This is a genomic window from Leptospira ilyithenensis (genome assembly GCF_004771005.1).
In the GTDB taxonomy this organism is placed as follows: domain Bacteria; phylum Spirochaetota; class Leptospiria; order Leptospirales; family Leptospiraceae; genus Leptospira_A; species Leptospira_A ilyithenensis.
On record NZ_RQHV01000029.1, the window covers coordinates 41,590 to 67,570 of the forward strand.

The 25,981-nt window shown below is 39.5% G+C and carries 28 protein-coding genes; 17 read left to right on the top strand and 11 right to left on the bottom strand.

Annotation, left to right across the window (positions count from 1 at the left end; genetic code table 11):
* Window positions 1-322 precede the first annotated feature (322 nt).
* From EHS11_RS20080 to EHS11_RS03870, 5 genes are read left to right on the top strand one after another with little or no spacing between them, the layout of a single operon-like run.
* Entirely contained in the window at window positions 323-586 is a 264-nt protein-coding gene (locus EHS11_RS20080; RefSeq protein ID WP_246047578.1) for a hypothetical protein, read from the top strand.
* The gene (locus EHS11_RS03855) at window positions 586-1,257 is read left to right on the top strand and encodes an ABC transporter ATP-binding protein (protein WP_135763100.1); all 672 of its coding nucleotides are present in this window, start codon (window positions 586-588) and stop codon (window positions 1,255-1,257) included. Before EHS11_RS20080 ends, EHS11_RS03855 begins: the two co-directional genes overlap by 1 nt.
* Entirely contained in the window at window positions 1,254-2,171 is a 918-nt protein-coding gene (locus EHS11_RS03860; RefSeq protein WP_135763101.1) for an ROK family protein, read from the top strand. The genes EHS11_RS03855 and EHS11_RS03860 overlap by 4 nt, the downstream gene beginning before the upstream one ends.
* Window positions 2,168-2,515: a histidine triad nucleotide-binding protein gene (locus EHS11_RS03865; RefSeq protein WP_135763102.1), complete on the top strand. Its 348-nt coding sequence runs from the start codon at window positions 2,168-2,170 to the stop codon at window positions 2,513-2,515. The genes EHS11_RS03860 and EHS11_RS03865 overlap by 4 nt, the downstream gene beginning before the upstream one ends.
* 42 nt (window positions 2,516-2,557) lie before the next feature.
* A complete protein-coding gene (locus tag EHS11_RS03870; RefSeq protein ID WP_135763103.1) occupies window positions 2,558-3,523 on the top strand; it encodes a lysylphosphatidylglycerol synthase transmembrane domain-containing protein in 966 nt (321 codons plus the stop codon).
* On the opposite strand, the gene EHS11_RS03875 is transcribed toward EHS11_RS03870, so the two are convergent.
* The 3 genes from EHS11_RS03875 to EHS11_RS03885 all read right to left on the bottom strand — a co-directional run bounded on the left by EHS11_RS03875 (window position 3,508) and on the right by EHS11_RS03885 (window position 5,340).
* Complete coding sequence (locus EHS11_RS03875; protein ID WP_135763104.1) at window positions 3,508-3,969, bottom strand: VOC family protein; 462 nt, start codon at window positions 3,967-3,969, stop codon at window positions 3,508-3,510. The genes EHS11_RS03870 and EHS11_RS03875 overlap by 16 nt on opposite strands.
* A gap of 200 nt (window positions 3,970-4,169) precedes the next feature.
* Entirely contained in the window at window positions 4,170-4,541 is a 372-nt protein-coding gene (locus tag EHS11_RS03880; RefSeq protein WP_135763105.1) for a hypothetical protein, read from the bottom strand.
* Between the two features lie 4 nt (window positions 4,542-4,545).
* Window positions 4,546-5,340 (bottom strand): crotonase/enoyl-CoA hydratase family protein, encoded by a 795-nt coding sequence (locus EHS11_RS03885; protein WP_135763106.1) that lies wholly within the window; start codon window positions 5,338-5,340, stop codon window positions 4,546-4,548.
* 636 nt (window positions 5,341-5,976) lie between these two features.
* On the opposite strand from EHS11_RS03885, the gene EHS11_RS03890 reads away from it, so the two are divergent.
* The 4 genes from EHS11_RS03890 (at window position 5,977) to EHS11_RS03905 (ending at window position 8,202) form a co-directional block, all read left to right on the top strand.
* Entirely contained in the window at window positions 5,977-6,438 is a 462-nt protein-coding gene (locus EHS11_RS03890) for a VOC family protein (RefSeq protein ID WP_135763107.1), read from the top strand.
* Window positions 6,439-6,768: 330 nt separating this feature from the next.
* Window positions 6,769-7,338, top strand: coding sequence for a hypothetical protein (locus tag EHS11_RS03895; RefSeq protein WP_135763108.1), 570 nt, complete (start codon window positions 6,769-6,771; stop codon window positions 7,336-7,338).
* Between the two features lie 142 nt (window positions 7,339-7,480).
* On the top strand, window positions 7,481-7,789 hold the full coding sequence (locus EHS11_RS03900) for a DUF1697 domain-containing protein (protein ID WP_135763109.1): 309 nt from the start codon (window positions 7,481-7,483) through the stop codon (window positions 7,787-7,789).
* Between the two features lie 11 nt (window positions 7,790-7,800).
* Complete coding sequence (locus tag EHS11_RS03905; protein WP_135763110.1) at window positions 7,801-8,202, top strand: RidA family protein; 402 nt, start codon at window positions 7,801-7,803, stop codon at window positions 8,200-8,202.
* 356 nt (window positions 8,203-8,558) lie between these two features.
* Here EHS11_RS03905 and EHS11_RS03910 read toward each other — a convergent pair whose 3' ends face one another.
* From EHS11_RS03910 to EHS11_RS03920, 3 genes are all read right to left on the bottom strand, one after another.
* The gene (locus EHS11_RS03910) at window positions 8,559-9,737 is read right to left on the bottom strand and encodes an NAD(P)-dependent alcohol dehydrogenase (RefSeq protein WP_135763111.1); all 1,179 of its coding nucleotides are present in this window, start codon (window positions 9,735-9,737) and stop codon (window positions 8,559-8,561) included.
* A 226-nt stretch (window positions 9,738-9,963) separates the two neighbouring features.
* Window positions 9,964-10,902 (bottom strand): AraC family transcriptional regulator, encoded by a 939-nt coding sequence (locus tag EHS11_RS03915; protein WP_135763112.1) that lies wholly within the window; start codon window positions 10,900-10,902, stop codon window positions 9,964-9,966.
* Between the two features lie 179 nt (window positions 10,903-11,081).
* On the bottom strand, window positions 11,082-12,359 hold the full coding sequence (locus tag EHS11_RS03920) for an NHL repeat-containing protein (RefSeq protein ID WP_246047579.1): 1,278 nt from the start codon (window positions 12,357-12,359) through the stop codon (window positions 11,082-11,084).
* A 208-nt stretch (window positions 12,360-12,567) separates the two neighbouring features.
* On the opposite strand from EHS11_RS03920, the gene EHS11_RS03925 reads away from it, so the two are divergent.
* The gene (locus EHS11_RS03925) at window positions 12,568-13,380 is read left to right on the top strand and encodes a class D beta-lactamase (protein WP_135763113.1); all 813 of its coding nucleotides are present in this window, start codon (window positions 12,568-12,570) and stop codon (window positions 13,378-13,380) included.
* Between the two features lie 130 nt (window positions 13,381-13,510).
* Here EHS11_RS03925 and EHS11_RS03930 read toward each other — a convergent pair whose 3' ends face one another.
* Window positions 13,511-14,137 (bottom strand): response regulator, encoded by a 627-nt coding sequence (locus EHS11_RS03930; RefSeq protein ID WP_135763114.1) that lies wholly within the window; start codon window positions 14,135-14,137, stop codon window positions 13,511-13,513.
* Here EHS11_RS03930 and EHS11_RS03935 point away from each other — a divergent pair.
* Complete coding sequence (locus EHS11_RS03935; RefSeq protein ID WP_135763115.1) at window positions 14,136-16,046, top strand: sensor histidine kinase; 1,911 nt, start codon at window positions 14,136-14,138, stop codon at window positions 16,044-16,046. The genes EHS11_RS03930 and EHS11_RS03935 overlap by 2 nt on opposite strands.
* Here the strand turns inward: EHS11_RS03935 and EHS11_RS03940 are convergent.
* Window positions 16,043-16,708, bottom strand: a complete 666-nt coding sequence (locus EHS11_RS03940) for a hypothetical protein (RefSeq protein WP_135763116.1) — start codon at window positions 16,706-16,708, stop codon at window positions 16,043-16,045. The two genes, EHS11_RS03935 and EHS11_RS03940, sit on opposite strands and share 4 nt — an antisense overlap.
* Before the next feature lie 199 nt (window positions 16,709-16,907).
* Window positions 16,908-17,354: a DoxX family protein gene (locus EHS11_RS03945; RefSeq protein WP_135763117.1), complete on the bottom strand. Its 447-nt coding sequence runs from the start codon at window positions 17,352-17,354 to the stop codon at window positions 16,908-16,910.
* Window positions 17,355-17,390: 36 nt separating this feature from the next.
* Here EHS11_RS03945 and EHS11_RS03950 point away from each other — a divergent pair, with 36 nt between their 5' ends.
* The 4 genes from EHS11_RS03950 to EHS11_RS03965 are packed head-to-tail and all read left to right on the top strand — an operon-like array spanning window position 17,391 to window position 21,886.
* Window positions 17,391-19,037, top strand: coding sequence for an APC family permease (locus EHS11_RS03950; protein ID WP_135763118.1), 1,647 nt, complete (start codon window positions 17,391-17,393; stop codon window positions 19,035-19,037).
* A complete protein-coding gene (locus EHS11_RS03955; protein WP_135763119.1) occupies window positions 19,034-19,576 on the top strand; it encodes a carboxymuconolactone decarboxylase family protein in 543 nt (180 codons plus the stop codon). The genes EHS11_RS03950 and EHS11_RS03955 overlap by 4 nt, the downstream gene beginning before the upstream one ends.
* The gene (locus EHS11_RS03960) at window positions 19,569-20,375 is read left to right on the top strand and encodes a mycofactocin-coupled SDR family oxidoreductase (RefSeq protein WP_135763120.1); all 807 of its coding nucleotides are present in this window, start codon (window positions 19,569-19,571) and stop codon (window positions 20,373-20,375) included. The genes EHS11_RS03955 and EHS11_RS03960 overlap by 8 nt, the downstream gene beginning before the upstream one ends.
* A gap of 5 nt (window positions 20,376-20,380) precedes the next feature.
* Complete coding sequence (locus EHS11_RS03965) at window positions 20,381-21,886, top strand: M20/M25/M40 family metallo-hydrolase (protein ID WP_135763121.1); 1,506 nt, start codon at window positions 20,381-20,383, stop codon at window positions 21,884-21,886.
* Window positions 21,887-21,891: 5 nt separating this feature from the next.
* Here EHS11_RS03965 and EHS11_RS03970 read toward each other — a convergent pair whose 3' ends face one another.
* Window positions 21,892-23,007 (bottom strand): MBL fold metallo-hydrolase, encoded by a 1,116-nt coding sequence (locus EHS11_RS03970; protein ID WP_167884344.1) that lies wholly within the window; start codon window positions 23,005-23,007, stop codon window positions 21,892-21,894.
* An 86-nt stretch (window positions 23,008-23,093) separates the two neighbouring features.
* On the opposite strand from EHS11_RS03970, the gene argC reads away from it, so the two are divergent.
* Entirely contained in the window at window positions 23,094-24,116 is a 1,023-nt protein-coding gene (gene argC / locus EHS11_RS03975; RefSeq protein ID WP_135763123.1) for an N-acetyl-gamma-glutamyl-phosphate reductase, read from the top strand.
* Window positions 24,106-24,762 (top strand): nucleoside phosphorylase-I family protein, encoded by a 657-nt coding sequence (locus tag EHS11_RS03980; protein ID WP_210413622.1) that lies wholly within the window; start codon window positions 24,106-24,108, stop codon window positions 24,760-24,762. Before argC ends, EHS11_RS03980 begins: the two co-directional genes overlap by 11 nt.
* A 15-nt stretch (window positions 24,763-24,777) precedes the next feature.
* On the opposite strand, the gene EHS11_RS03985 is transcribed toward EHS11_RS03980, so the two are convergent.
* A complete protein-coding gene (locus tag EHS11_RS03985; protein ID WP_135763125.1) occupies window positions 24,778-25,941 on the bottom strand; it encodes a deoxyguanosinetriphosphate triphosphohydrolase in 1,164 nt (387 codons plus the stop codon).
* Between the last annotated feature and the right edge of the window lie 40 nt (window positions 25,942-25,981).

Consider the following 25,981-nt stretch of genomic DNA (forward strand, 5'->3'; position numbering starts at 1 on the left):
CTTGGTTCTATTTAATGTTGGAAAAAATCGCCAACAGGACAATTATGACTCTATCGTGACGCCACTTTCGTATTTTTCGTTTGCCTGGAGGATTCTCCTCCGAGACCGCCTCTACTCGATTGCCTACGGTAGCGTGGCATCGGTGCTGTTCCTTTTGTTTTTTATCTCCGTGCGTCTTCATTTCCATCTTTTTGGAAGTATCTCTCTATCTAGTATCGTTTCCTTTGAGCAAAGTCCGCAAATTCTTTTTTACACAAGTTTGAGTTCGATTGCTAGCCTCTTTTTCTTTCATACCCTCCATAGAATTGGGGATATCGGAGTTATGATGGCCGTTGGTGGAAACAGAATCGGCTGCATCTGGCTGCATACTTTGGCTCTTTTTTGTTTATTTCTACCGAGTGCGGTTTTAGGCGTGGTTTCCAGCTATTTTTTAATCGATTTGAATCCTACTCATTTGGGTAAGGAGGCTTTGGCATTTTTTTCAGGATTTGCCTTTCTCATCCTATTCGGTTTTCTGATTTCCATACCCACCGTCGGTCTTACTACTTTCACAGATCCTTATAAATCCATTCGGAGACAAAAATAATGTTACTCCGGGTCCACAATCTGGTAAAAAGATACACTGAAGATGCTGCCGTACAATCCGTATCCTTCGACGTAAACCAAGGGGATTATGTTGCCATCATCGGTCCTTCCGGTTCGGGAAAAACAACCCTTCTCTCTCTACTGACAGGAATGTTATCTCCTACGGAGGGAGACATACTCTACGACAACCGCCGACTCAGTTCTCTGAACCAAAGAGAGCTTGCGGAAATCAGAGCGCGTGATTTCGGTTTGGTTTTCCAGTTTTCAGAACTTGTGGGAAACCTTAACATTCGGGAAAATATACTTCTTCCGGGACTATTCACCCGCAAGTTCTCAAATGCCGAATACCAAAGAAAATGCGACTATCTCCTGGGTCATTTGAAACTGGAATCCATTCAACATATGATTCCCCGCGAGCTCTCAGGAGGCCAGATCCAAAAAACGGCAATCGCCCGTGCACTCATCAATGAGCCTTCGATTCTTTTGGCGGATGAACCGTCGGGAGATTTGGATCCTGAAAACAGTTATCTCGTACAACTTCTGCTAAACGAATTTAACAAAAAAAACCTATCCATCATTCTTGTAACTCATGATATGAAATTGGCCTTTGATGCACAGACGATCTATGAAATGAAGTCGGGAAAATTCGATCGGGTAATCAAAGGAAAATGAAAGAAGACCTGGCCGTCGGCGTGGATATTGGAGGCGGCTCTGTCAAAGCCGGCTTATTCAATCTGCTTGGTGAAGAATTGGACAAATCGGTTTTACAAACCAACGGAGAATTGTCCAATTCCCGATTTTTAGAAATCGTTCAAAATACGATCAGCCCACTTCTCAGTAAAAAAAATATTATCGGAATCGGGATAGGTTCACCCGGTCCTTTGGACTCTGAAACGGGACATTTGCTCTCCAGCGCCAATTTTCCCTTACTGAAAAACGTACCTATTTCCAAAACAATCCGGGACAGATTTTCCCTACCAGTTTATTACGAGAACGATGCCAACTGCGCGGCATTAGGTGAATCTTGCTTCGGTGAAGCAAAATCCTACAAATCATTGCTTGTACTTACCTTGGGAACCGGAATCGGCGGGGGTTTTGTGGAAAAAGGAAAACTGTTTTCAGGATACAAAGGAAACGGAATAGAAATCGGTCATATGACATCGGTTATAAACGGTGCAATCTGCGGTTGCGGACAAAAAGGCTGTGTGGAAAGTTATTTTTCCACTAGAGGATTTACCAATCGTTATGCGGAAAAAACAAATCTCCGCCTAACGAATGCCGCGGATTTTTTCGGGTTGGTAAAAGCGGGAGACAAAGACGCAAAAGAAATCTTGGACTTCGGCACTTTGTGCCTTGCTGAAACCGTTCGAAATGCCGTACACTTGCTCAACCCGGAAGGGGTAGTGTTTGTGGGGGGAATTACCGAATCCTGGGATCAATTCGGCGAAGACCTTTCCCGCAGGATCAGGGAAAAGATCTTTCCGGTTCTAAACGAAAGACTGAAAATAAAACAGGGAAAGAACTTGGCGGGCAGTCTTGGCGCAGCTAGTTTAGTTTTTTCCCATGCAACCGGAGGTTTTGAATGAGCGGTCGTTGTATTTTTTGTAAAATCGTAGACGGCCAAATTCCTGCAAAAATCGAATACCAGGATGATGATATTTTAGTATTTCATGATATTACACCGCAGGCACCTCTGCATCTGCTGATAATACCAAAGAAACATATAACAAACTTAAATGAAATAAGAGAAGATAATGCCGATATCATCACTAAAATCTTCACACATATTCCGAAACTCGCATTCCAATTCGGAATCAACGAAAAAGGTTACAGAATAGTAAACAACTGCGGAAGAGATGGCGGACAAACGGTATTTCATCTGCATTTTCATTTGTTAGGTGGCAGAAATTTGACCTGGCCGCCCGGATAAAAACAAGATTTGATTATTTAATATACAATAGGAAAAGGATTTATGAAAAAATGGATTTTAGGTGCGACTGTTTCTGGGATCGCAATTTTTTTTCTTCTTAAAAATTTCGATCTAAAGGAATTTGAAAGGATCAAAGGAAATATTCGATGGGAATACTTTGTGCTTCTTATATTTACCAATCTTTGGTCCTTTATTCCCTTTTCACTACGTTGGTATTTTCTCCTGGATAAAAAGATCAGTCTCGGAGCCGCTTATGTTTCTTCCATCACCGGTGTAGGACTCAATATGGTGCTACCTGCTCGCGGTGGTGATGTGGTAAGATTACTTATCAATAAAAAAGATTCCGGGTTACCTTTACCCAATTTGGTCTCCAAATTATTTTTAGAAAAGGTAATGGATTTGGGAACTGTTGTGATCATTGGAGCGGCAGCTCTTATCTTTTTAGGTCTGGGTGAATCGAAAAATCTAAGTCTGATTTTAATCTCGGGGTCCGTAATCGTAATTATGATATTGGCTCTCTTCGCATTACGTTTGTTTTTGGAGCCTATACGCAATCTTTTCAGAAAATTGTTTTCCTTAGTCAACAAACAGGATCTATACGAAACAAAACTGGACCACCATTTGGTAGAATTCAGTGATTTTTTAAGAGGAGACAAACTCATCAAACCTCTTTTGTTTTGTTTTCCTACCTGGATTTTAGGTTATGCTGTCAACTATTGGGTCATAGGAAAATTGATCGGAATCGATTTCACGACTTTAGAATGTCTTCTATTTATTTTCGTAGGCGCTATGGGTGTTGCGATTCCATCCGCTCCCTCAGGAATCGGAGTTTTCCATGCATCTATGATTTCGGGATTTATTCTATTAGGAAGAGATCCGGGCGAGGGCTTTGTCTATGCCACTGTGGCGCATTTAACACAGTTTGTACTACTTACCATACTCGCCCTAGTTCTTTATTTTGTTTGGACGTTTAATTCAAAAGATAACAAAAACTATCCCAAGGCTTGAATCACATCGGCGGGAGCTTGGACCAATTCCACAAGTACTCCTTCACTTGATAAGGGGAACTCTTCGTTTCCCTTAGGATGGATGAAACATACATCAAATCCGCTCGCACCTTTGCGGATCCCTCCGGGAGTAAAACGGACTCCTTGAGAGCTGAGCCATTCCACTGCTTTTGCAAGATCATCAATCCAAAGACCGATATGATTGAGTTTAGGATCATGAACCTTGGGGCTTTTGTTCGGGTCGATCGGTTGCATCAAGTCAATTTCAACTTTATAAGGACCCTTACCCATGGAAAGAATGTCTTCATTCACATTTTCTTTTTCACTTTGGTATTCCGAAACTTTGTTAAGTCCCATAATTTCTACCCAAAACTTGGAAAGTTTTTCTTTTGATTCCCCGCCGATTGCTATTTGTTGAATGCCCAACACTTTGAAAGGTCTGCTCACGTATTAATCCTGATGGTCCCGCTCAAGGGAGATTTGATTATCTTGCACTTTGTATTTTCCAAAATAATACTTTTTTCAATTTCAAAGAACCTCAGATTTTTTGCTACTGCAAATTCATTAATGTAAGAACGACCATATTCGAAATCAAACCATCCGTACGCCTTATAAGTAATATCGTGCTTACATGATATTACTTATAATCATTGTTCATCTAAATCCATTACAATTTTTTTTTCAAACCAAGATCCATTTCCGGTCTGATAAAAGATACCATCATCGCTTAGGCTTTCATTAGGATGTTCGTTTTTAATATCCTCAATTTCCTGCAATGCCAGTCCCATTATTTCAGAAATTGTACATATATGCAGATTGAACTCATATTCGTTTCTTGTTCTAACGCAAGTACGCAGAATCAATATTTCCCGGATTCGTGGCGGAATGACTTTTCTATCCATGAGTCCGGTTGGTTTTATAAAACCCATATCAATCATATCGATAAACAAAGATTCATTTCGGGCAACACTCCTATATAAGTTTGGAGCGGGAGTTCTTGGTTTATCATTTTTTACCATAGACTTATTTTCCTATATATACAGGTTTTCTTTTCTCAATGAAAGAATTTACTCCTTCTTTTCCATCTTCAGTTTGCATCAACCGGAGAGCGGTAGGAGTCAGGTCTTTTATAGCCTCCCGTTGCCCTTCTATGAAGTATTTTTGAGAATTTGCAATCACTGCTTGAACGGCAAGCGGAGCTTGAAGAGCAATTTTTCCTGCAAACTCTAGTGCACGGTTTAATAATTCTTTTTTTTGCACGACCTCTTGTATGATTCCCATTTTCAAAGCTTCTTCGGTTCCGAAATCATCTCCAGTTAAAAGATAACGCATGGAATTTCCCCATCCTGCCGTTCTTAAAAATCGAAAGGTTGCTCCGCCGAAAGGTAAAATCCCTCTAGTTACTTCCATTTGTGAAAATCTGGTTTTTTCAGCTGCGATAGCAATGTCGGATGCAAGTATGAGTTCGATTCCCAGTGTGAAACAAAATCCATGGACAGCGCATATTATAGGTTTTGTCCGAGTCCTTGATGAAAAACCCACTCCCAGCGGATCTACATTGTTTGCCGCAAAGCGCAAGCCCCCTTGTTCCACCAGGGCTTTACTAACGCTATGCAATTCCAAACCAAAAGTAAAGTGCATACCATTTGCATAAAGTACAGCGCATCTGGAAGTGGAATCATCTTCATACTCGGTAAAAGCATCGCTCAATTGATGAATCATCTCCATATTAACCGCATTCCGTTCTTCGGGCCTGTTCAAACATATTAGAAAGATATGATCTCTCTTTTCCGTTGTAATAAATCGGTTATTTGACATTTGACCTACTCCTTCCTTATACTAATTGCCTCTATCAGGTAGACCAATTGGTATACATTTTTTAAGACTAGGCAAAGTAGACCGATATGTCTACAAATTAAAAAAAATAGAAACATGAAAAATAAACAGAATTCATAATCTCCGCCAATGAGGAGAAGATATAACAGAACTGACCTATTTCTTTGTAATTACTTAATTAAAATGATGTTTCGTATAAACTCACTCGTTTCTATTATAATGATTTTAGGATTTTCCTTACGCGGTGTATGTTTGACAATTGGAATCATCTTCTTTATACATTTTCCTGAAACGTTATTTTTACTATCATTTCTACTTGCTTTTTGCTTCCATATTCGTCATTTTCTCCTACGATGCCACTGATATCCTGGCAGTGTCTATCAGGGAAATGTAAAACTGTGGAAGCTTATTAAAGATAATCGTCATATAGATTTTATAGAGAGAAAATTTAAAGAATTGTCCGAAACGTCGAGATTGGGAGTTAATTTTCTCCAAATGACGTATATTTTGAGTTATGCGGCAATTTGGTGCTTCGGAGGTGAATGGTAAAATTACGCCACTTAAAATCATTAGATTCAATTATTACGTATTAGAAAAAAAATTAAAAGGAGTCGACTCATGTCTAAAATTACACCCTTCCTCATGTTTAATGATCAACTTGAGACTGCAATAGAGTTCTATACTTCAACGTTCCCTGATTCAGAAATAAAAAACATTGCTCGCACTGGCAACGATGGTCCAATTACCTCAGCCGAATTCGTTATCGGCGGTCAATTTTTTATGGGATACAACGGCGGTTCATATTTCGAGTTTTCAAATGGTTTTTCGCTTTTTGTTGACTGTGGGAATCAAGAAGAGGTCGACGAATTTTGGAATAAGCTTATCAGCGCGGGTGCAAAACCACTCCAGTGTGGCTGGATTACTGATCAATTCGGTATAACTTGGCAAATCGTACCTAGACGTTTTATGGAACTTATTAACGATCCCAATCCGAAAAAAGTAAAAGCTGTAATGGATGCCATGATGGAAATGGTAAAACTTGAGGTTGCTACACTTGAAAAAGCTTATAATGAGGCTTAAGTAGTTTCGATAACTACAGCCCAGTCGATGAATCAGTGACCTATTATGAGTTTGGCCTGTGGCTTTGGATAATTTCAGAACCTAACTTTTCAAAAGACTTCCTCAAATCCGTCTCCGTTAGGGTAATAATGCGATGTAATTCAAAACACAGACCAAACTACAGCTAACCACTGCATGCAGGCTCAGCTACGACCAACGTCGGTAAGGCTAGTTCGTTAAGTGTCATGACACCAAAATATTATTAAAAACAATAGTAGGGATAAAATGATTCTGCTAAATTTTTTGTTAAAAAATTCCAATGTAAATATCTGAGTTAAAGAGATCAAACCTATGTACATTAAAATTTTCACAATGCTTTCGCTTATTTCAACATTCAGTTGTAGCTCCCTAAATCGAAGAACAATAACTGCTGCGGATTTATTAGGTGTTAATGATCCTATTAAATTCGATAATTCATTGTTTTTTCTTGTTTGGGCAGCCAAGCCCCAACCAAATTATACAAAGCAAGAATATCTGCCTAAGGGTGAAACTTTAGATAGATATTCCAGAATGATACTAATTGAAAATTTCAATGGGAAAATAACTCCAGAAAATGCCGTCGCTTCAAAAGTTAATGAACTACAACAAAGGAAATCATTTGATCCGACTGTAAATTTTGAAATAATTAAATCTGAATCTACAAGCGAATATGCAATAGATTTTATTATATGGTCTGAAAAACAAAATATTGTAGAATGGAATATATACAGGTATCGTCCTACAAAGAGTGGAATTGCTTTATTTGGACTAAGCTTGCGAGCTTACGATTATGATCAAAAAAAATTTCTTTCTAATCTGCGTTTTACGAGAATCAAATATATTGTAGAATTTTCTAAATCTGAGTTTCCAATTATTAATTAAAATTATTATGGAAAATAAGGAATGATAGTCTTTCAAACCGTGAATAAATTTGTTTTTTACTGTGGGGGTTATTAATAAGGTGTTTTCATCAATATCGTTCCGAAAGCGAAGTATTTATTATACTTAAGGAATTAAGTTAATTATGAAATACATCGCATTGCTCAGAGGAATAAATGTTGGAGGAAATCGAAAAGTCGAAATGAAAAAACTAAGGAACCTTTTTGAGTCCCTTGGATACATAAACGTTTCAACGTATATCAATTCAGGGAATGTTATTTTTGAATCAGAATATATTGATGTTCGTTATATCAAAGGTGCTATCTACTGGAATGTTAAAAGAGAAAATATTTACAAAAGCCATCTGGCCAAAGTAATTAGTCATAAATTTTACAAGTCCATGACTATAAGAAATGTTAATACTGCGAGATTCCTGGCAGGGAATAAAAAGTAAGAGGCGATCAAATGGAACTCAAACACATCAATCCCGGAAATATGGCAAAACCAAGAGGATACTCTCATGCCATCTCAGTTAAGGGAAATTACAAGACCATCTACATTGGTGGACAAAATGCAATTGACGGAAATGAAAATCTTATAGGTAAGAATAATTTTAAAGAACAGACTGAACAGGTTTTAATAAACATAGAGAAAATTTTGGAAAGCATTGACGCAAAATTTGAAAATATAATCAAGTTTAACATAAATATTCTTCAAGGGCAAAATCCACAAGAAGGCTTTCAAGTTTTTCAACAAAAATGGAAAGATAACGACAACTTTCCCGCCGTAACAGTTCTGTTTGTTGCAGGTCTTGGCAATCCTGATTGGTTAGTAGAAATAGACGCAATTGCAGTTATTTCAGAATAATTGTATTTGAAAAACGAAATTTATGAGCGATGAGTAAAGCCTATCATAAAGAATATGAACCGAAAAAATTTCAGTTTATTTTTTATCAGATAGGTTTTTGTATTCTTCGTCCGTAATCCGGTCCAACCGATTCACTACACCTTTTCAAATATTCAGCCTGACAACGATTTTCGTAAAACTATTGTCAGGCGTCGCTATGTTACCTTTTACAGAAGTTGTATTTTCTGTTTTCTGTATCTTCTTCTCCTTCGGTTCAGGACTATTGCACGAAAAACTCAGTAATATAACAACCGCTAACAATGCAATGTTTGTCTTTTTCATTTGATACTTAATGCGTAACTTTTTCGCCTGCCCTTTTAAATCGTTGACGTATCAATTACGAAGCGGTATCTAGCTTCTTTATTAACAACCTTTTCCCATGCTTGATTGATTTCATTTGCAGTAATCAATTCTATTTGAGGATAAATTTTATTTTTTGCACAGAAATCGACAATTTCCTGAGTTTGGGGAATACCTCCTATCAGCGAGCCGTTATAATTCACCCTGTTAAAGATAAACGCAAAATTATTAAGAGTCAACTCACCTCCAACGGGAACACCTACTTGTGTAAATGAACCGTATGGTTTCACCAAAGATGCGTATGCTCCCAAATTATAATTATACGGAATAGTCGAAATCATATAATCCAATGTTTTATTGTATGCCTTAAGTTTCTCTAAAGAGTCCACATAGATCGCTTCCTTAGCACCGAAGGAAAGGATATCTTCAACCTTACTTTTAGTGGTTGTAAAAGCGTAAACCTCCACCCCCTTCGCAACCGCTAACTTGATCGCGATATGACCAAGTCCTCCGATTCCTGCAATTCCCACCTTGTCTCCTTTTTTTAAGTTCGATTTTACAAGTGGTGAGTAGGTAGTAATACCAGCACATAACAAGGGAGCTGCGTCCTGCAACCGCATAGATTTTGGTATTCTTATAACGAAATGTTCCTTAACTACGATATTACTTGAATATCCCCCTTGAGTGATTCCGGATGGGGAAGTTTTATCCGGATAACCGTAAGTAAAGAGTGTTGCGTTATTATCGCAATGTTGTTCTTCTCCTGCCTTGCAACTTTCGCAGGTTCCGCAACTATCAACCATACAGCCGACTCCTGCGTGATCTCCCGTTTTAAACTTGGTAACATTCTTTCCTACGGAGATAACCACTCCTGCAATTTCATGACCGGGAACTTGCGGATACTGTTGAGGTCCCCAATGTCCTCTCATTTGATGGATATCCGAATGACAGATACCGGAGAATTTGATATCGATAAGAACATCATCGTCTCCAAGTTCTCTTCGTTCAAAGGACCATTTGGATAACTTCCCTGATTTATTTTTTGCGGCGTACCCCTTGGAAAGGACATATTTTCCCGCTTTTTTGCTGCTCTGCGCAAAAGCTTTTCCAGCTTTCCCTAAAATAACAACCGAACCGAGAACAGTTGCCGCTCCATTAATAAACGTTTCTCTCGATAATTTTTTTTCTTCAGACATTGCTAAATCTCCCTATGATTCCTTTTCTCAGGATTTGCCATTTTCATTCAAGAGTAGTCTATGAGTTCGATTTAATCAATGCCGGATCTTTTTTTTTCATGCCTAATTTTACAAAAGGATGATTTTGGAGCTTTTACTCGGGATGAAAGAGATCTAGGTGTTTGCGGTTGGTCGTATAATGGAATGAGAAACATTCGTTATACGACTGCAAACGAAGGATAATGTTCTACGTATAGATTGAGCTGTTTCTATCCGCAGAATATGATACCGCCGCCCCTCCCATACTTGTAGAATCTTTTCCAGGTGTGATTCCAAAGAGGCGTTTGTATTCGCGACTAAATTGAGAAGGACTTTCGTATCCAACCTTTAGTGCTGCGTTATAAACATTCATTCCTTGTTGGGTAATGAGAATTCGCGCCTTATGGAGTTTCATGTTTTTTACATATTGGATCGGTGGAGTATTCGTTATGGCTTTAAAACAAGAATGAAAGGAAGAAACACTCATCCCGGCATCCAAAGCTAGAGACTTTAAATCCATGCCAGCATCACTAGATTCATGGATCTTGTTAAGTGCTCGTGCTACTTTAAAAAAGTTACGATTTCGATACGCTAGTGCTCTTAAACCTCCATGATGATCTTCACAAAGTATTCTATAGATCAGTTCCCTTAGAATCATCGGTCCAAGAATGCAACAGTCATTTGGTGATGATAATATTTCCAAAAGTCTGTGGACTGTCCCGGCAAGGGAATCCGAAAGCGGGGCCGAATAAATACCTTTGGGAAGATCATTTTCCTTTAATGTCATCTCTTTCACTTGCATTAAAATCTCAGTGACGATAATCGGATCGATCATGACATTTAAACCAAGGATCGGCTCATCCTGACTTCCAAACGTTTCGCATTCAATCGGTAAGGGTATGGACAAAACCAAGTAGTTCAATGGATCGTATGTATAAGTTTCGCCTCCGAGAAATACACGTTTCTTTCCTTGAACGAGAATGATAATGCCAGGTTCGTATGCTTTCGGTTCGCGAGGGGAAGAGTCTTCGAATCGGAACAGTTGGATTCCTTTGATTGCAGATGATATAACTCCGACTTCAGGAACGAGAGGATCTAGGAGTTCTGCCAATCGCAAACGATTATTTTCATACTGGTTCAGGGGCATTTTGCTACTTTCTTCTGATTCTTAGTCCTCAAATTCATGCAGGTTACCATAATTATTTTAAGAATTTGAAAAAATTGGCAAGAATAAATAAGATGAGGCGTTCTTAATTGTTAAGCAAAGTGATTGTAGTTGCACAGTTTTGAAGATAGGCAGGATATCGGATACTCCCGCCCGTACGTTCAATAACGGTTGTAATAACCGCTTAACAATATGGAATCACAAAGTGTACCTTTTGCAGCTGTGTCAATCAGAAGAAAGTTGTCATTCGTATGAGGCATTGTAAATATTTTTCCCGAAGAAGTCAAAATTCCGTCCCCCCATTTGTTTCCGAAAGAGGGCCCGGCAGTAATGCTTGAGCTAACATATGTTTCAGGATCAAATATTAAAACCTCTGACGCATCGGCAGGCATTGTATAGATTCTTCCATCGGGAGATAAAACTCCCCCACGCCATTTGGCGGATCCGGAGATCGGTGAACTCAAAGAATAAGAAGAGTTAGCCGAAGGATCAATAACGAGAAATGAATTTTCAGTGGAAGGCATTCCGAAAATCAAACCGTTGGAAGTAAGGACTCCTTGCCTCCATTTCCCCAGACCTGTTTTCGGGGAAGGAATGCTAGTGGCGGTATCACTTGTAGGATCAATGATTAAAATCTGATCCGTATCAAGGGGAATGCCGTAAATTTTTCCGTTCGGTGCAAGAGCACCCCCTTCCCATTTATTTGTTCCTGACACGGGAGATGCAAAACTAGCGGCTGTGTTTGTAGAAGGATCAATCACCAATATGGAATTTTCATTTACTGGCAAACCATATATCTTTCCGTTAGGTGCAAGAATACCTCCCCTCCATTTGCTAGTTCCTGTCACGGGAGTGGGAAATGTGGTTATCGTATCGGTCGTCGGATCAATCACCAATATGGAATCTGCATTTCTCGGAATCGCATAAATTTTTCCGTTCTGAGCAAGAACTCCTCCTTCCCATTTGCCGGTTCCGGTAATCTGTGAAGGAATTAATTTCGTAGAGTATGTCAGCGGATCAAATACCAAAATATTACTCTCATTATAAGGAATACCGTAAATCTTTCCATTGGGTGCAAGAACTCCTCCCAACCATTTGGCAAGCCCGGTTACGGGAGAAGTCACCAAACCAGTAGAAGGTGGTCCAGCTCCCAGAACCGCCTGCCGTTTTAGTTCACTTTGAATCAAATACCAGTATTTAGGTTGAACCGCTTGCAAAATAGAAAGTTCACAAACTTTCTTTTCGGGTATTTTGATACAAGGGCTGAGATCGGTTTCAAAGTAAGTCCCCATGGCAAGTAAATCACGATATTTGGCGGAAGTAGGATCACATTCATTTTCCAAATTGGGAGATTGGCAAAATAGGAACAAAACAGAAGCCAGAAAATTTGTCAATAGGATATAAACGGAGGGTATTGCCGCTTTGATGCTTCTGTTCATATTTCGCAGATACCAATTTATTATCCACTCGATCCAAAATCCAGAATGATTTATTTTCCGAAGGAGCATAATCCGTTTTTTTGGCTCTATTTCCAAATGATTTTATACCACTAGGCATATGCAGAAATACCACAGTGTATTAGTTAAACATAATATTCTTTTCGTTATTTAAAAATCCCTTTTCGCAAGAAAGATAAGTCTAAAAAAAATGATAAGACTATTTATAATTTTTGCAGTATCCATTGCTTTTTTTTCCAAACAAAGTTTCGGTAATACAAATACTATATTTTCCGAAAAAAACGGATGTTTTCTCTTGTACAATTTAACAACAAACAAATACCAGGCAATCGTCGGTGAAAAGCACTGTTCGGAAAGATATTCACCTTGTTCTACATTCAAAGTTCCGTTAGCTGTGATGGCTTTTGATTCGGAAGTATTGAAAAACGAAAATCAAGTTCTTAAGTGGGACGGAAGTAAATACTGGATGGAAGTATGGCAACAGGACCATGATGCGGTTACATGGCTAAAAAATTCCGTCGTATGGTTTTCACAAAGACTGACGGTAGGTTTAGGGCAAAAAACCATTGATCGGTATTTGGAGAAATTCAAATACGGTAATAAAGATTTTTCAGGCGCAATTACACGAGCTTGGTTAGTCGCACCGGATTCGAAATTACCTGCATTAAAAATTTCTGCGTTTGAACAAGCTGAGTTTATGAAAGCGCTTTGGACCAACAGTTTGCCTGTAAACGAACGCGCGATGAATATAACAAAGCAAATCACATTCCTTGAAACATCCCCGAACGGATTTAAACTTAGCGGAAAAACGGGATCTAATAATTACGACAGCAACATAAAAAAAAGATTGGGTTGGTTCGTTGGTCATCTGGAGAAAAACAATCAAAAATATATTGTTGTAACCAACTTTAACGACCTAGTGCCGACTGATGATGAAATGTCCGCCGGGCCGAGAGCGAAAGAAATGACAAAGGAGATTTTAAAGGAAAAAGATCTTTGGTAATCGATTGATCTTTTCTTCGGCCAGGGATACGGCGGGCTTGGTCGTTAACGACCGAGCGGGAATCCGCGAGCCCAGAGTAGCCCTGCCACGAATCCAAAGGATTCGTGGGGCCGCATGAATCGTTCGTATTTTAGCCGAATACCTTGGCAGCAAATCTTACCAAACTCTGAGCGGAGTTTAAATTTAATTTTTCAATTAAATTGGATCGATGACCTTCCACAGTACGGATACTGATGCCTAGTTTTTCGGCAATTTCCCGATTCAAATTTCCTTTGGCAATCCACTCCAGTATTTCTTTTTCTCTTTTGGAAAGTTCCTGGAGTTTGGACCTGGTATCTTCCCATTCGGATCCTAAAGGCAAAACGGAAATCATGCCCTCTGGAAAAATTTTTTTTCCGGCAATGATACTCTTAATTGATATTTCAATATATTCTGTATCGCTATCCTTGAGAATATAACCATCGGCTCCAAGCAAATATGCTTTTTTCACCATATCCCAATCTTTCATCATTGTCAAAAAAACAACTTTGACATGTGGCTGAAGCGCTTTGATCTTTTCAAAAATCACGAGGCCATTTTGCCCGGGTAAAATCATATCCGAAATCAAGACGTCTATTTTTTTAAATGAAAAATCGGCAATTGCCTCTTCCGCCGTAGAAGCTTCTCCCACTAAACTGTGTTCGGGAATATTTTGAATCATTGACTGAATCCCTTTGCGAATTGCAGGATGGTCATCTATCAGATAAAAACGGATCATGACTTTCTTTTTTGAGAGAACAAGACAATTTTACATTTTTCTGTTTCTATTAATAGCAACAAATTGTTCATCGGAATCTTTTTTTTCCGAGAGGGCGAAATCGGGTTATTCGGATCTTTCCGCATGGAACCCGGAAATCAAAGAACAGATTGAACTCTCGGGAGATTGGGAATTTTATTGGACGGAATGGCTGGACCCCGGACAAGAAAAAAAAGAAAAATCATACCTACCCATGCCTTCTTATTGGAATGGGTCAACTAATGAGAGTTATGGATATGCCACCTATCGTTTAAATATTCAGCTTCCGGCAACGCTTCCGGAAAATTCGAAACTCGCTCTCAAGTTCAGCGAAGCGGATACGGCTTACAGAGTTTACGTAAACGGTGAATTCCTGGTTCAGTCCGGCAATCCGTCCCGATCGAAAGCAAATTCAATTCCCAAATGGGAAAAAAAGACAGTCATCCTGCCTGAAATCTCAGGACAAAATATGGAACTGCTCATTCATGCTTCCAACTTTGAACATACTATCGGAGGTATCTGGAAACCACCTACCTTAGGTTTGGCGAAATCGATACAAAAATCCGTATGGATCCGTTTGAGTTACGATTTATTTTTATTCGGAGCATTATTCATTACAGGTATTTTACACTTGTTATTTTACTTGATAAGAAGGGAAGAAAAAAGTCTTTTATACTTCGGATTGACCGCACTCGTTTCCAGCATCCGCCCCCTAGTTAGCGACGAAAGAATCATCCTCCATCTATTTCCCGAAACTCCGTGGGGCGTCATAGTAAAGTTAGACTACTTAAGTTTTTATCTCGCATGTCCCTTATTCTATCGTTATATGTATTTGATATTCCCCGAAGTCATCTCGGAACAACTCACGAATGCGGCGGCCCTACTTTGTTTATGTTTTGCGGCAATTGTTATCATATTTCCGGTATCAGTATTTTCAAAAACGCTGGCAGTGTTCGATCTGATTTATCTTGTTTTTTCCATTTACCATTATATTGCATGCGGTAGAGCAATCATAAGAAAGAAAGCGGAAGGAGTGAAACTATTAGTGATTGGAATGAGTTTTATTTTTATTTTTGCCATCAATGATATTTTATACTATATGCACTTGCTTAACACGACCAATACCATCTCTTTCGGAATGTTCGTATTTGTATTCATACAGGCATTTTATTTGGCAAGGGAATCAAGCAAAACCTATAGATTCAGTCTGAGAAGCAAAGAAAAAATGAGGTTCTTATTAAAGGAATCAATCAAAAGAAAACAAAAAGACAAACTCGCAGTGATCGGCCATTTTACTTCGGAAATCGTACATGATATCCAAAGCAGGCTTGTGGGTTTGAAATTTTCCAATCCGAATGCAGACTCCAGTCTAAAAAGAGAATTGGAGGAAATCAGAAATATAACAGAGAATATACTTGATTTTGCCAAAAATCAATTTCATTTAAAAAAATCGGAAATCCAGATCGAACCCTACCTCAATTCATTACGACCGGATATTTTAAATTTATTTCAAAACAAAAAAATCGAACTTATCTATGATCTGAATTATAAGGAAAATCTCTCTATAGATCCTTTTAAAATCAAATCTGCAATCTTAAATCTTGCGCGTAATTCTTTCGATGCAATTGCCCATTCCGGCTGGTTTAAAATTCGATCTGAAAAGGAGAACGGGCTTCTTTATATTATCTTCAGCGATAATGGAGAAGGTATAGGTAAAGAGATTTTGGATAAAATCTCTTTGGAAAAACTATCAACTACAAAACAAAACGGACATGGATTCGGATTGTCTTCCGTAAAAAGAATTGTAGAAGCACATAATGCACAATTTTTAATTGATTCCCGTCCCCAGGAAGGAACGAGAATCACTTTTATATTTACCTTATCAAACTAATTGCAAATACTTAAGGAACCTTCCGTCGTTATATTTGTAATTACATTTGCTATTGTTGGATCAAATGCATACTTTGACTGCCAACCTTTGGAATCATATGTGTATTCATTTCCCTGAAACGAAACTATGATTGGAATTTTTCCTCCGGAAGCATACGTATAGGTAATCGTAAATCCATTGCTTGCCGATTTAGGAAATCCGTTTGAATCATAGTTGGACACGGTTACAGTACCCGATCCCACATCATGAGCGGTCTGTTGGCTGGAAGTATTATACATAAATGTATTATTGGAAGTGCCGATCAATTTTGATGTGATACCTCTAGTTGCATATTGATTAGTTAGTCCAGGAAAATCAACAGGGCCCAAAGCACCCGCCGTACCGCTTGCATAAGTAACTACCACTGTGCTTCCGGTCGTGGGGATACAGGTATAAATCTTACCTGAAACAGTACAATTGTAAACTCCCGGAACAGTGCCTCCAGTCCCTGTCCACTTGGAGGGAAGGCTGACACAATTGGATGAAGTGCTGCTGGAACCGGTACCTGCAAGCAATAATGCAGCAATGTCTGTTGAATCGTCATTATCTTCTTTTTTACAACTTGTCGATACAAACAGCGCCAAAATCAGCGCGCTTGCGAAAAACATAAATTTCTTTTTCATAATATATTCCTTACTATAAGGATATATTAATATAATAAAAAGTTATATCTATACGTATAAACACAAAACTCGGACAAAGTTTTAAGTAGAACCACGTAAGTTGGAATTTTTTTTTCTAATGAGGGTGAATAAATCGAAGAATTGCTTGAAACAAAACCATCTAACACTAAATAATGTTAGATGATTTTGCGTAAATGATTTATAATGCTTGTAATATGATTTGGTCGAGGGAAAAAGCGCCTCCTCCGGTGATAGCAACTCCTATTGCCAAACCGGCTGCAAGTAGGTGAAACTCGTATCCTTCTCCTTTCTGGGCACCGAACCAGTTTAGAAAAAATCCGTTTTGTCTATGGGCCAGTAATCCTGCTCCGATCATAATGATTGCAATGGAAATAGCGGAAAACCGAGTGAGTAATCCGAGGATGAGCGCAACCGATCCGAAAGATTCACCGATGATAACAAGTGCTGCGATCACACCGGGAAGCCCTGCTTGGCTTGTCAAAAATCCGTACGTTCCTTTGAATCCGTATCCGCCAAACCATCCGAGTAGTTTTTGAGCGCCGTGAGGAAAAATTACGATCCCAAGAGTGATTCTTAGAACGAGTGGAGCGATGTCATTGGTTGTTGAGAGTAAAGTTTCTAACATAATCTGTATCCTTTAATTGTTTAGACGATCAATAGTTTGATATTAAACTATATTAAGTCAAACTATTTTCCAAAATTGGGCAGAAAAGCGAACTTTTTAAAGGAATTTATTCGGTTTGTTGATTTGGATTTGAAAGAATTAGGTCATATGATAAAAGGAACGCATTGGGTGGCGGGTGTAGTTCCCCACCCAGATCAGGGCGGGGATAGAATACTCCCCACCACTTCCACCATAACAAAAATACCGTTCAATATAACGGATATTCTTCTTGCGCCACTTCTGCTCTATTCTTCCTATGTTCTAATGAAGAACCCTCCGCTCAAAGGGAAACACAAACTCTCTCTTTTCGCATTAGTTTCCATGTCCGTCGGATTGACTATAGGAGGAGGACTCTTTGTATTAACAGGAGCTCTTGCCAAAGAAGTCGGTTTCTTTTTGCCAATCGCATACCTAGTCGCTGCTATCCCAATGTTTTTTATCATCTTACCCGTGGCTTCGTTAGGCGCCTTTCTTCCGGTAACCGGTGGAAATTATTTTTACGTAAGCAGGTTTGTCTCTCCCATGCTCGGATTTCTCATTGCCTGGGTTTTTATACTGACTGCTTGCCTGGGCCAAATCCCTCTCTTCACATTAACTGCTGCAGAGATCACTAAAAATTTCGTTCCTTTCGGATCCAAGGAAATCTGGGCATTCGGAATTTTGAGTTTTTTTTATATATTGAATCTAACAGGAATCAAACCGGTACTTATCATTCAAAACATAATGGTATCGGTTCTCGTGATTGCACTTATCTTCTGCATATTCCGTATAACAAATATTAGTAATTTAAAAGCGTACTCTTTTGATTTGTTTCCGCACTTGACAAAATTATTCAGTGTGGCTTCCTTACTCAGTTTTACTTTCTTCGGTTCCAACGCAATTGTCGAATTGGGAAAGGAAACAAAAAATCCCCGTTCTGTTTTGGTAAAGGCATTCTATTTATCCTATCCTTTGATAGTTATTTTATACATAGGTTTTAGTTTCTCAATCGTATCGAATTTGGAAAGAGACCACAATTTCGAATCGGGTGATCCTCTCGTTCAAGTGGTAAAAACAAAACTCGATTCGTTTGAGTTCATTCTATTTATGTTGGGAGGCCCGATGCTTGCAGTCGTCACTTCCTTAAACGGAATATTTTTGATACTTTCCCGATCTCTTCGTTCCATGACAGACGATAGGATTTTTCCCGAAATCATGGGGGAAAACCGATTCGGTTTATCTTACCCTGTAACTTTCACTACGATCTACGTTCTTGCCAACCTAGGTCTTTTTTTAAATTGGAATTTGGAAACACTAGCCACGTATTCCACGATCGGATGGTTTTTTGTTGTGATCGCGCAACTCTACAGTATCATTATCATTCGGAATATAATAAAAAAACAAAAACTCAACGGAGGACTTTTGAATCACCCTTTTGTTTTGGTATCAGTGGTCCTAGGAGCAATCAGTTCCGTTTTCTTTACCGGAATTTTAGCTTATAATCTTATAAAAGAAAATAAATTGTTCGATCTGCTTTTTATCACCTTCATCGGAATCGTTTATTTTTTCGTAAGAAACCGTATACTAAAAAGATACAAAATAAATCTGAATCATCTGAATGCGAATCCAATTCAAATACTGCAACAAAACGAGGTTTTACAATGAGCAGAATATCACTTACCGAATACAATTCCGCAAGTAAGGATGTAAAAAAGGAATACGATTACCAAATAGATAAGAACGGAAGAATCACCAATATGAAGCGCACCTTGTTGCATTCTCTTCCTTCTTACAAAGCCTATATGGAATGGTACGTTTTAAAAGATGAAATCGTTCCTTTTTTGGGAGAACGCGCTTTTACAATATTCTCTCATGCGATTTCCGCCGAAACGGATTGTTTGATTTGTTCCACTTTCTTCAGAAGAATTTTAATCGAATGGGGAGAAAACCCGGAGTCATTGAAGTTGAATCAAAGAGAACAATTATTAGTTGATTTTGGCAGAGAAATAGTAAATAGGTCGAACAAAGTTTCAGATTCCCTATTTGTCCAATTAAAGGAAGTTTTCAGCGAAAAAGAAATTGTTTTGCTCACCTCATTCGCAGGAATCATGATCGCAACCAACTTGCTGAATAATGTATTGAAAATTCCGTTGGATGAATATCTCGAACCGTTTACCAAAGCAAAAGGAAAATCCCATGAGTAAAGAATTTCAAAGCAAAGTCGTATTCATAACAGGTGCGGCACACGGACAAGGAAGAGCGACTGCTATCGCATTCGCAAAAGAAGGAGCAAAAGTGGCGGCTCTCGATATTGCAAAACAATTAGCTTATCCGGCCTACTCTCTGGGAACGAACGAAGAACTGGTTTCTTTAAAAAAAGAAATCGAATCGTTAGGTTCCGAAGCGCTGATCCTTACGGCAGATGTAAGAAGTAATCAGGAAATAGAAAAGGCGGTAAAAGAAACCATTGCAGCATTCGGAAAGATAGACGTTTTATTTAATAACGCGGGAATCTGTGCGTACGGATTGTCCCACGAGTTAACGGAAGAAGCATGGGACTCCATGATCGACATCAATCTGAAAGGTTCCTGGATCGTAGGAAAACATATCATCCCCATCATGATAAGACAAAAATCCGGAGTCATCATAAACAACTCATCCGTTGCGGGTCTCAGGGGAATGAACCGGTTGTCCCATTATGCCGCTTCCAAGTGGGGGTTGACCGGATTATCAAAATCCTGGGCAATCGAACTTGCCCCCTACGGAATCAGAGTCAATTCATTGCATCCTACCGGAGTCAATACACCGATGAACGACGGTTTAGCGGAGATGGAAGGAGCGACTCCGATAGAAATCGCGGAAAGGTCGGCTGGAAATTTACTTCCCGTTCCTTGGGTGGAAACGGAAGATGTTGCAAACTCCGTTTTATTTCTTGCATCCCAAAAAAGCAGATATATAACGGGAGCACAGTTTGTTTTGGATGCGGGGCTTTTAACAAGATAATCATTATGAAATCAGAAAATTCGAATTTACTTAACTACTTTATCACAAAAAAATCCATCTTTAAAATATTTCTATTTTTCGGTTTGTATTTACTCGTTTCCTATTGCAGCTCCTCCCCCATACAAATGATCCAATTAAAACAAAATACGATCCGAGTGGATTGGGAGAAAAGAAATGAAGAGGCGGTTAAAATTTTACAGGACTTGATTCGTATTCCTACTGATAGAAAAAATGAAATAGAAGTCATCAAATACCTGCAAGCTTATCTTGCAAAAGAAGGAATCCCTTCCGAAATTTATTTTCCAAAATCAAAACCGGATCATGCAAACCTGGTCGCAGTGCTCGAACCGGAAAAATCCCAGATACTCGAAAAAGGTCTGATTTTGGCAAATCATATAGATGTAGTAGAAGCCGATGAAAAGGAATGGAAGATTCCGCCTTACTCCGGTTTAATTAAGGATGGCAGGATCTGGGGAAGAGGAGCCATTGATATGAAAGGAATGGCGGTGATGCAGCTTATGGCATTTTTGGAATTGAAAAGATCCAAAGTTCCCCTCACTCAGAAAGTCATGTATCTCGCGTTATCCGACGAAGAATCAGGTTCCAAATTTGGTGCAAGGTTTATGATAGCAGAACACAAAAAACTATTTCAGGATTACGGCTATCTGATCAGCGAAGGAGGAGTAGCAGTCAAAAATGCGATCGTTCCCGATGTGACTATCTTCAATATTCAGTATGCGGAAAAAGGAAATCTCTGGCTCAAACTCAAAGCAAAAGGAAAAAGCGGACACGGCAGCACTCCTCCTCCCGAGTATGCTTCCTTGAACTTGATCAATTTTTATAAAGAGATATTGGCCTTTGACACAAGCATCAAAATCACGGAAGAGACAAAAGGATTTTTCTATCAACTGGGAGTCATCAGCAAATTTCCGAATTCATATTTTTTGAAGAATGCCGGCAATCCTTTATTCAAACCTTTTTTAGCCGGTCCCATCCGAAAGAACAAACACCTAACAGCTATGACAACGAATACAAAATCCATCACGGGTCTTTTTACCGGCGAAGAAGAAACTGGTTATAATGTTTTGAACGGAGAAGTATTCGGCAAGCTGGATGTAAGAGTATTGCCGGGAGTAAATACGAAAGATTATATTGAAAAGATCCGATCCATTGCCAAAAACTATTCGGTGGAAGTGGAAGTGTATGACGAGCTAAGCGCAGACTCTTCTCCTATTTCCTCTCCCCTTTTCCAAATCCTTGCCAATGTGGCCGTGTCCAAGGTGGAAAAAAGCATAGCAGCGCCCTTCATGTCTCCTGGCAAAACGGACAACGCCAGCTTTCGTCGGATAGGAATCGATTGTTACGGTCTGATTCCGGCCATTCTGGAGCCGGAAGACCTGGACACAATGCACGGAAAAGATGAAAATCTGAAAATTGAAAACCTGAAACTAGGAAGCAGCATTCTCTTTGAAACGATCACACAATGGGGAGATATCCGCACATCCAAGTAGTCTTCTTATTTCAAATTTTCCCACCAAGGTTCGGAATGAAACGGCAATCCTATTTCTACCACCTGACCGGGCTTTGGTGTAACTAAATTCGCCTTTGATTCGTTTGCTGCCTTTAAAGTGCGTATGATCGGTTCTTTCCATTCGTGGATAGCCAGATTGAATGTTCCCCAATGCACAGGCAACATCGTTTTGCCATTTACATCCGAGTTTGCCCTGACTGCGTCTTCCGGATTCATATGAATTCCGTCCCAAGACCAGTCGTATGCACCTATCTTAATTGCTGTTAGGTTAAATGGTCCCAATCGTTTTCCAATTTCCGAAAAATGGGGGGAGTATCCGGTGTCTCCGCTTACAAATACTTTGTTCTTTGGACCGATTAAACTCCAAGAAGACCAAAGCGTTGATTTCCGATTGAAAAGTCCCCTTCCCGAATAATGAACCGCTGGAGTACAAACAAATTCCACTTCACCGACTTTTCCTTTTTCCCACCAATCCAATTCTACAATTTGGGATTCATCCACTCCCCATTTTTCCAAATGGGCTCCTATCCCGAGTGGTACAAAAAACTTTGTACCTTTTTCTTTTAAAAATTGAACTGTGGACATATCCAAATGGTCGTAATGGTCATGGGAAATCACAACTGCATCTATTTTCGGAAGAAGAGCAAGCGGGATCGGAGGAGAAAAAAACCGATCGGGACCGAGGCTCGTAAAAGGAGAAACCTTGTCGGCAAAAACAGGGTCCGTAAAAATACGAACGCCATCTAACTCAATCAATACGGAGGCATGACCGAACCAAATAGCACGTAAGCCCGGCCTTACGGGAGTTTGAAATAAGCTCGGATCGGGAGTCAAAACGGGAATTTGGGAATCAGGCACTCTCTGTTCGCTACCGAATAACTGTCGTTTGAAAACTTGAAAATACCCACTTCCATTGAGCATTTCTACAAACGGCTCATTTTCAAAATGATCCTCTTTGAATTCCGGAGAAGATTTGATTCGCTCCAGTCTCTTTCCTTCCGGATTCCCTCCGAAGGAGTTGAGGCAGGAAGTCTGCATCAGGCAAAATATAAGAACGAGTGCAATGGCAAATATAGTAAAACCGAGTTTTTTGAATTTCATAATTAATTCCTTCATTTAGACCAAACGATTTCAGAATTGACAGCCCGGTCAGAAATAAAAGACATTCAAGGCAAGGATCTTTATTTATGTCAAAGTCAAAATTAGCGATCATAGGTGCGGGCGGACTCACAGGAAGAGAATTACTCCGTTTGCTTTCAGGTCACGACGGCTTTGAAGTTGTGCACGTTACCTCAAACCAGGTGAACGGAAAATCTCTCCGAGAAGTTTTTCCGAGCGAGCCGGGGATGCCGGACCTTTCCTTTGTAAAACATGATTCGGAAATTCCTTCGGGAGCAACCGTAGTTTTGGCCACTCCGAATGAAGCTTCTATGGAAATGGCTCCGAAATTACTGGTGAAAGGTCATAAGGTAATTGATCTTTCGGGAGCTTACCGACTCCACGACGAAGCTATATTCGAAAAAGCTTATAAATTCAAACATTTACATTTTGATAAAATGAAAGATGTTGTTTTCGGTATCCCGGAACTGTTTCGGGAAAAAATCAAAAACGCAAACTTCGTATCCAATCCAGGTTGTTTTTCCACATCCGCCATTTTGCCGATCGCACTTCTTGGAGATCTGAGGAAACAAATTTCTTCCTCCATCATCATAGACTCCAAATCCGGAGTAAGTGGAGCGGGAGGAAGGACGGAAGAGATTACTTTCGCATATACCCATGTATATGAAAATTTCAGATCATATAAAGTTTTATCCCACCAACACGAACCCGAGATCGCAGAATACGCATTTGTCGGGACAGAGGCCAAGGACATAGTGTTCACCCCTCACCTGTTACCTGTTTATCGGGGGATACTTTCCACGATTTATATCCAACTTCCGGAAGGAATCGAAGAAGATACCGTTCGAGAAAAATTATCAAACAACATAAAAAACGAACCTTTTATCCGGTTGCTTCCTGCTCCTGAGGATGTGGAAATCCGAAAAGTTCAAAATTCCAATTTTCTGGATATCGGCTTCAGGAAGAGAAAAAACCATTTGGTGATCGTTTCCGCTTTGGACAATTTGGTAAAAGGTGCCGCAGGACAAGCGTTACAGAATCTAAATCTGATGCATGGATTTGCAGAAACAAAAGGATTGTTTGCTGATTAACCGGATTTTATTTTGCAGCGCTTTTTTTGGGGAGACGGATCTACTCAAAAAATCGAGGTTATTTCCCCATCTCCTGGAAGCCGGGATAGGAAATCTGAATGCAGGCATAAATACATTCGAGTATTTGTTAAAACACCCTGAGATCGAGACCATTGTGTTCATAGGATCCTGCGGGGCTTATCCTTGGGCAAAAATCCACACAGGTTCGATTGTAGTTTCTTCCGAATTCGATCACTTGGAAATTGCAGCGCAACTTGGTATCACAAAACAGATATTAAATGACAAAAGTTTGATTGGATTTGCAAAGGACAACCCGACATTACTTGGTCTGTCGGATTTTGCAAAAAAACAAAATCAATTTACGGACAGGATTTTCTTTTCCAAGAAAACAAATGCTCCTACTTGCCTTAGTTTGAAAAACCTGGATTCCCCTCCGGGCAAGGAATGGGATGGTTTGGATGTGGAAAATTTGGAATTGTACGGACTGGCCATAGTTGCAAAGAAACTGAATAAGAATCTTTTCGCAATTCTATCCGTTACAAACCAAGTGGGAAGCGAAGGTTCGGCGGACTGGCAAAAAAACTGGCGCGATTTTTCAAATTCTTTACAGAACCTACTCCTGAAATGGACAGATGAGCGGAGATAAGAGTAAGCTTTAACCCTAGTAAGGTTGCCAAAAGATTCCTTCCGACTTTAAAGTTTCGACCGCATAACGATCAGTCATTCCTGCAATATAATCACAGATAATTCTATCTCTTCCTTCTTCTTTCTCCCTTTCCAGATAGGAGTCGGGAATCTTGGATGGATTTTTTTCAAAGTATTGGAATAACAGATGGATTGTTTCCTTTCCATTTTCGCTCATCCGCATCACATCGGGATGCCTGTACAATTGATTCCAAAGAAAATGTTTCAGTTCTTTCAACTCTTCCGTAAGGGTATCTGCAAATCCTACGATTCTTTTTTTATTCCGAAATGATTTGTAAACATCTTCTATCGAAGAAATGCCCAAGCCGGATAAATTGGCACTTGTAGTGGTAATCAGATTGGAAACAAATTCATTCAGTATGTTCCTGTAAGTCGCCCGCAAAACCAATTCATCTTTGGCTGTAGGATATTTGATTTTGGATTCCAAATAATTTCTTCTCCAAATTTCAACTTCCATCAAATCTTCCAATTTTAAAAATTGTTTTTCCACTCCGTCTTCAATATCATGAGTGGAATAAGCGATTTCGTCCGCATAATCTACGATTTGCGCCTCAAGACTTGGTCCGTCCTCCCTTCTTTGTATATTCAAATCGGAAAGATCATAATCTCCTCCGTGTTTCATAATTCCGGCGAGGGTTGCATAACATAGATTCAATCCGGGGAAATTTGGATATTTGCGTTCCAATTTTTGAACAACGCGAAGAGATTGTTTGTTATGTTCAAATCCCCCTCTCCCCCTCATGATATCCGCAAGTGCTTCTTGTCCGGCATGGCCAAAAGGAGAGTGCCCCAAATCATGTGCCAAGGAAATCGCTTCGCTCAAGTCTTCATTTAAACCCAAAACCTTGGCAATCGTTCTGGAAACCCCTGCGACTTCCAAAGTATGAGTCAATCGGTTGCGATAATGGTCTCCCACGGAATAAACAAACACTTGCGTTTTGTATTCTAATCTTTTGAAGGATTGGGAATGTAAAATCCGATCTTTATCTCTTTGAAAAGGAAGGCGGTACGGGTGATCTTCTTCCTCGTAAACCCTTTCTGCGGATGCATTGCTTTTCACCGCATAAGGAGCGAGATTTTTTTCTTCCTCTTCCAGGAACGCCTGTCTTCCTTTTAGCATAAATTCTCTTTCCTTTTTCCGTTAAATCCTAATAACAGTA

What these genes read in the sequence shown, in the direction of transcription:
- EHS11_RS20080 (WP_246047578.1), top strand. Translation starts at nt 323, where the DNA reads ATGATGGCCGTTGGTGGAAACAGAATCGGCTGCATCTGGCTGCATACT.
- EHS11_RS03855 (WP_135763100.1), top strand. Translation starts at nt 586, where the DNA reads ATGTTACTCCGGGTCCACAATCTGGTAAAAAGATACACTGAAGATGCT.
- EHS11_RS03860 (WP_135763101.1), top strand. Translation starts at nt 1,254, where the DNA reads ATGAAAGAAGACCTGGCCGTCGGCGTGGATATTGGAGGCGGCTCTGTC.
- EHS11_RS03865 (WP_135763102.1), top strand. Translation starts at nt 2,168, where the DNA reads ATGAGCGGTCGTTGTATTTTTTGTAAAATCGTAGACGGCCAAATTCCT.
- EHS11_RS03870 (WP_135763103.1), top strand. Translation starts at nt 2,558, where the DNA reads ATGAAAAAATGGATTTTAGGTGCGACTGTTTCTGGGATCGCAATTTTT.
- EHS11_RS03880 (WP_135763105.1), bottom strand. Translation starts at nt 4,541, where the DNA reads ATGGTAAAAAATGATAAACCAAGAACTCCCGCTCCAAACTTATATAGG.
- EHS11_RS03885 (WP_135763106.1), bottom strand. Translation starts at nt 5,340, where the DNA reads ATGTCAAATAACCGATTTATTACAACGGAAAAGAGAGATCATATCTTT.
- EHS11_RS03890 (WP_135763107.1), top strand. Translation starts at nt 5,977, where the DNA reads ATGTCTAAAATTACACCCTTCCTCATGTTTAATGATCAACTTGAGACT.
- EHS11_RS03895 (WP_135763108.1), top strand. Translation starts at nt 6,769, where the DNA reads ATGTACATTAAAATTTTCACAATGCTTTCGCTTATTTCAACATTCAGT.
- EHS11_RS03900 (WP_135763109.1), top strand. Translation starts at nt 7,481, where the DNA reads ATGAAATACATCGCATTGCTCAGAGGAATAAATGTTGGAGGAAATCGA.
- EHS11_RS03905 (WP_135763110.1), top strand. Translation starts at nt 7,801, where the DNA reads ATGGAACTCAAACACATCAATCCCGGAAATATGGCAAAACCAAGAGGA.
- EHS11_RS03910 (WP_135763111.1), bottom strand. Translation starts at nt 9,737, where the DNA reads ATGTCTGAAGAAAAAAAATTATCGAGAGAAACGTTTATTAATGGAGCG.
- EHS11_RS03915 (WP_135763112.1), bottom strand. Translation starts at nt 10,902, where the DNA reads ATGCCCCTGAACCAGTATGAAAATAATCGTTTGCGATTGGCAGAACTC.
- EHS11_RS03920 (WP_246047579.1), bottom strand. Translation starts at nt 12,359, where the DNA reads ATGAACAGAAGCATCAAAGCGGCAATACCCTCCGTTTATATCCTATTG.
- EHS11_RS03925 (WP_135763113.1), top strand. Translation starts at nt 12,568, where the DNA reads ATGATAAGACTATTTATAATTTTTGCAGTATCCATTGCTTTTTTTTCC.
- EHS11_RS03935 (WP_135763115.1), top strand. Translation starts at nt 14,136, where the DNA reads ATGACTTTCTTTTTTGAGAGAACAAGACAATTTTACATTTTTCTGTTT.
- EHS11_RS03930 (WP_135763114.1), bottom strand. Translation starts at nt 14,137, where the DNA reads ATGATCCGTTTTTATCTGATAGATGACCATCCTGCAATTCGCAAAGGG.
- EHS11_RS03940 (WP_135763116.1), bottom strand. Translation starts at nt 16,708, where the DNA reads ATGAAAAAGAAATTTATGTTTTTCGCAAGCGCGCTGATTTTGGCGCTG.
- EHS11_RS03945 (WP_135763117.1), bottom strand. Translation starts at nt 17,354, where the DNA reads ATGTTAGAAACTTTACTCTCAACAACCAATGACATCGCTCCACTCGTT.
- EHS11_RS03955 (WP_135763119.1), top strand. Translation starts at nt 19,034, where the DNA reads ATGAGCAGAATATCACTTACCGAATACAATTCCGCAAGTAAGGATGTA.
- EHS11_RS03960 (WP_135763120.1), top strand. Translation starts at nt 19,569, where the DNA reads ATGAGTAAAGAATTTCAAAGCAAAGTCGTATTCATAACAGGTGCGGCA.
- EHS11_RS03965 (WP_135763121.1), top strand. Translation starts at nt 20,381, where the DNA reads ATGAAATCAGAAAATTCGAATTTACTTAACTACTTTATCACAAAAAAA.
- EHS11_RS03970 (WP_167884344.1), bottom strand. Translation starts at nt 23,007, where the DNA reads ATGAAATTCAAAAAACTCGGTTTTACTATATTTGCCATTGCACTCGTT.
- argC (WP_135763123.1), top strand. Translation starts at nt 23,094, where the DNA reads ATGTCAAAGTCAAAATTAGCGATCATAGGTGCGGGCGGACTCACAGGA.
- EHS11_RS03985 (WP_135763125.1), bottom strand. Translation starts at nt 25,941, where the DNA reads ATGCTAAAAGGAAGACAGGCGTTCCTGGAAGAGGAAGAAAAAAATCTC.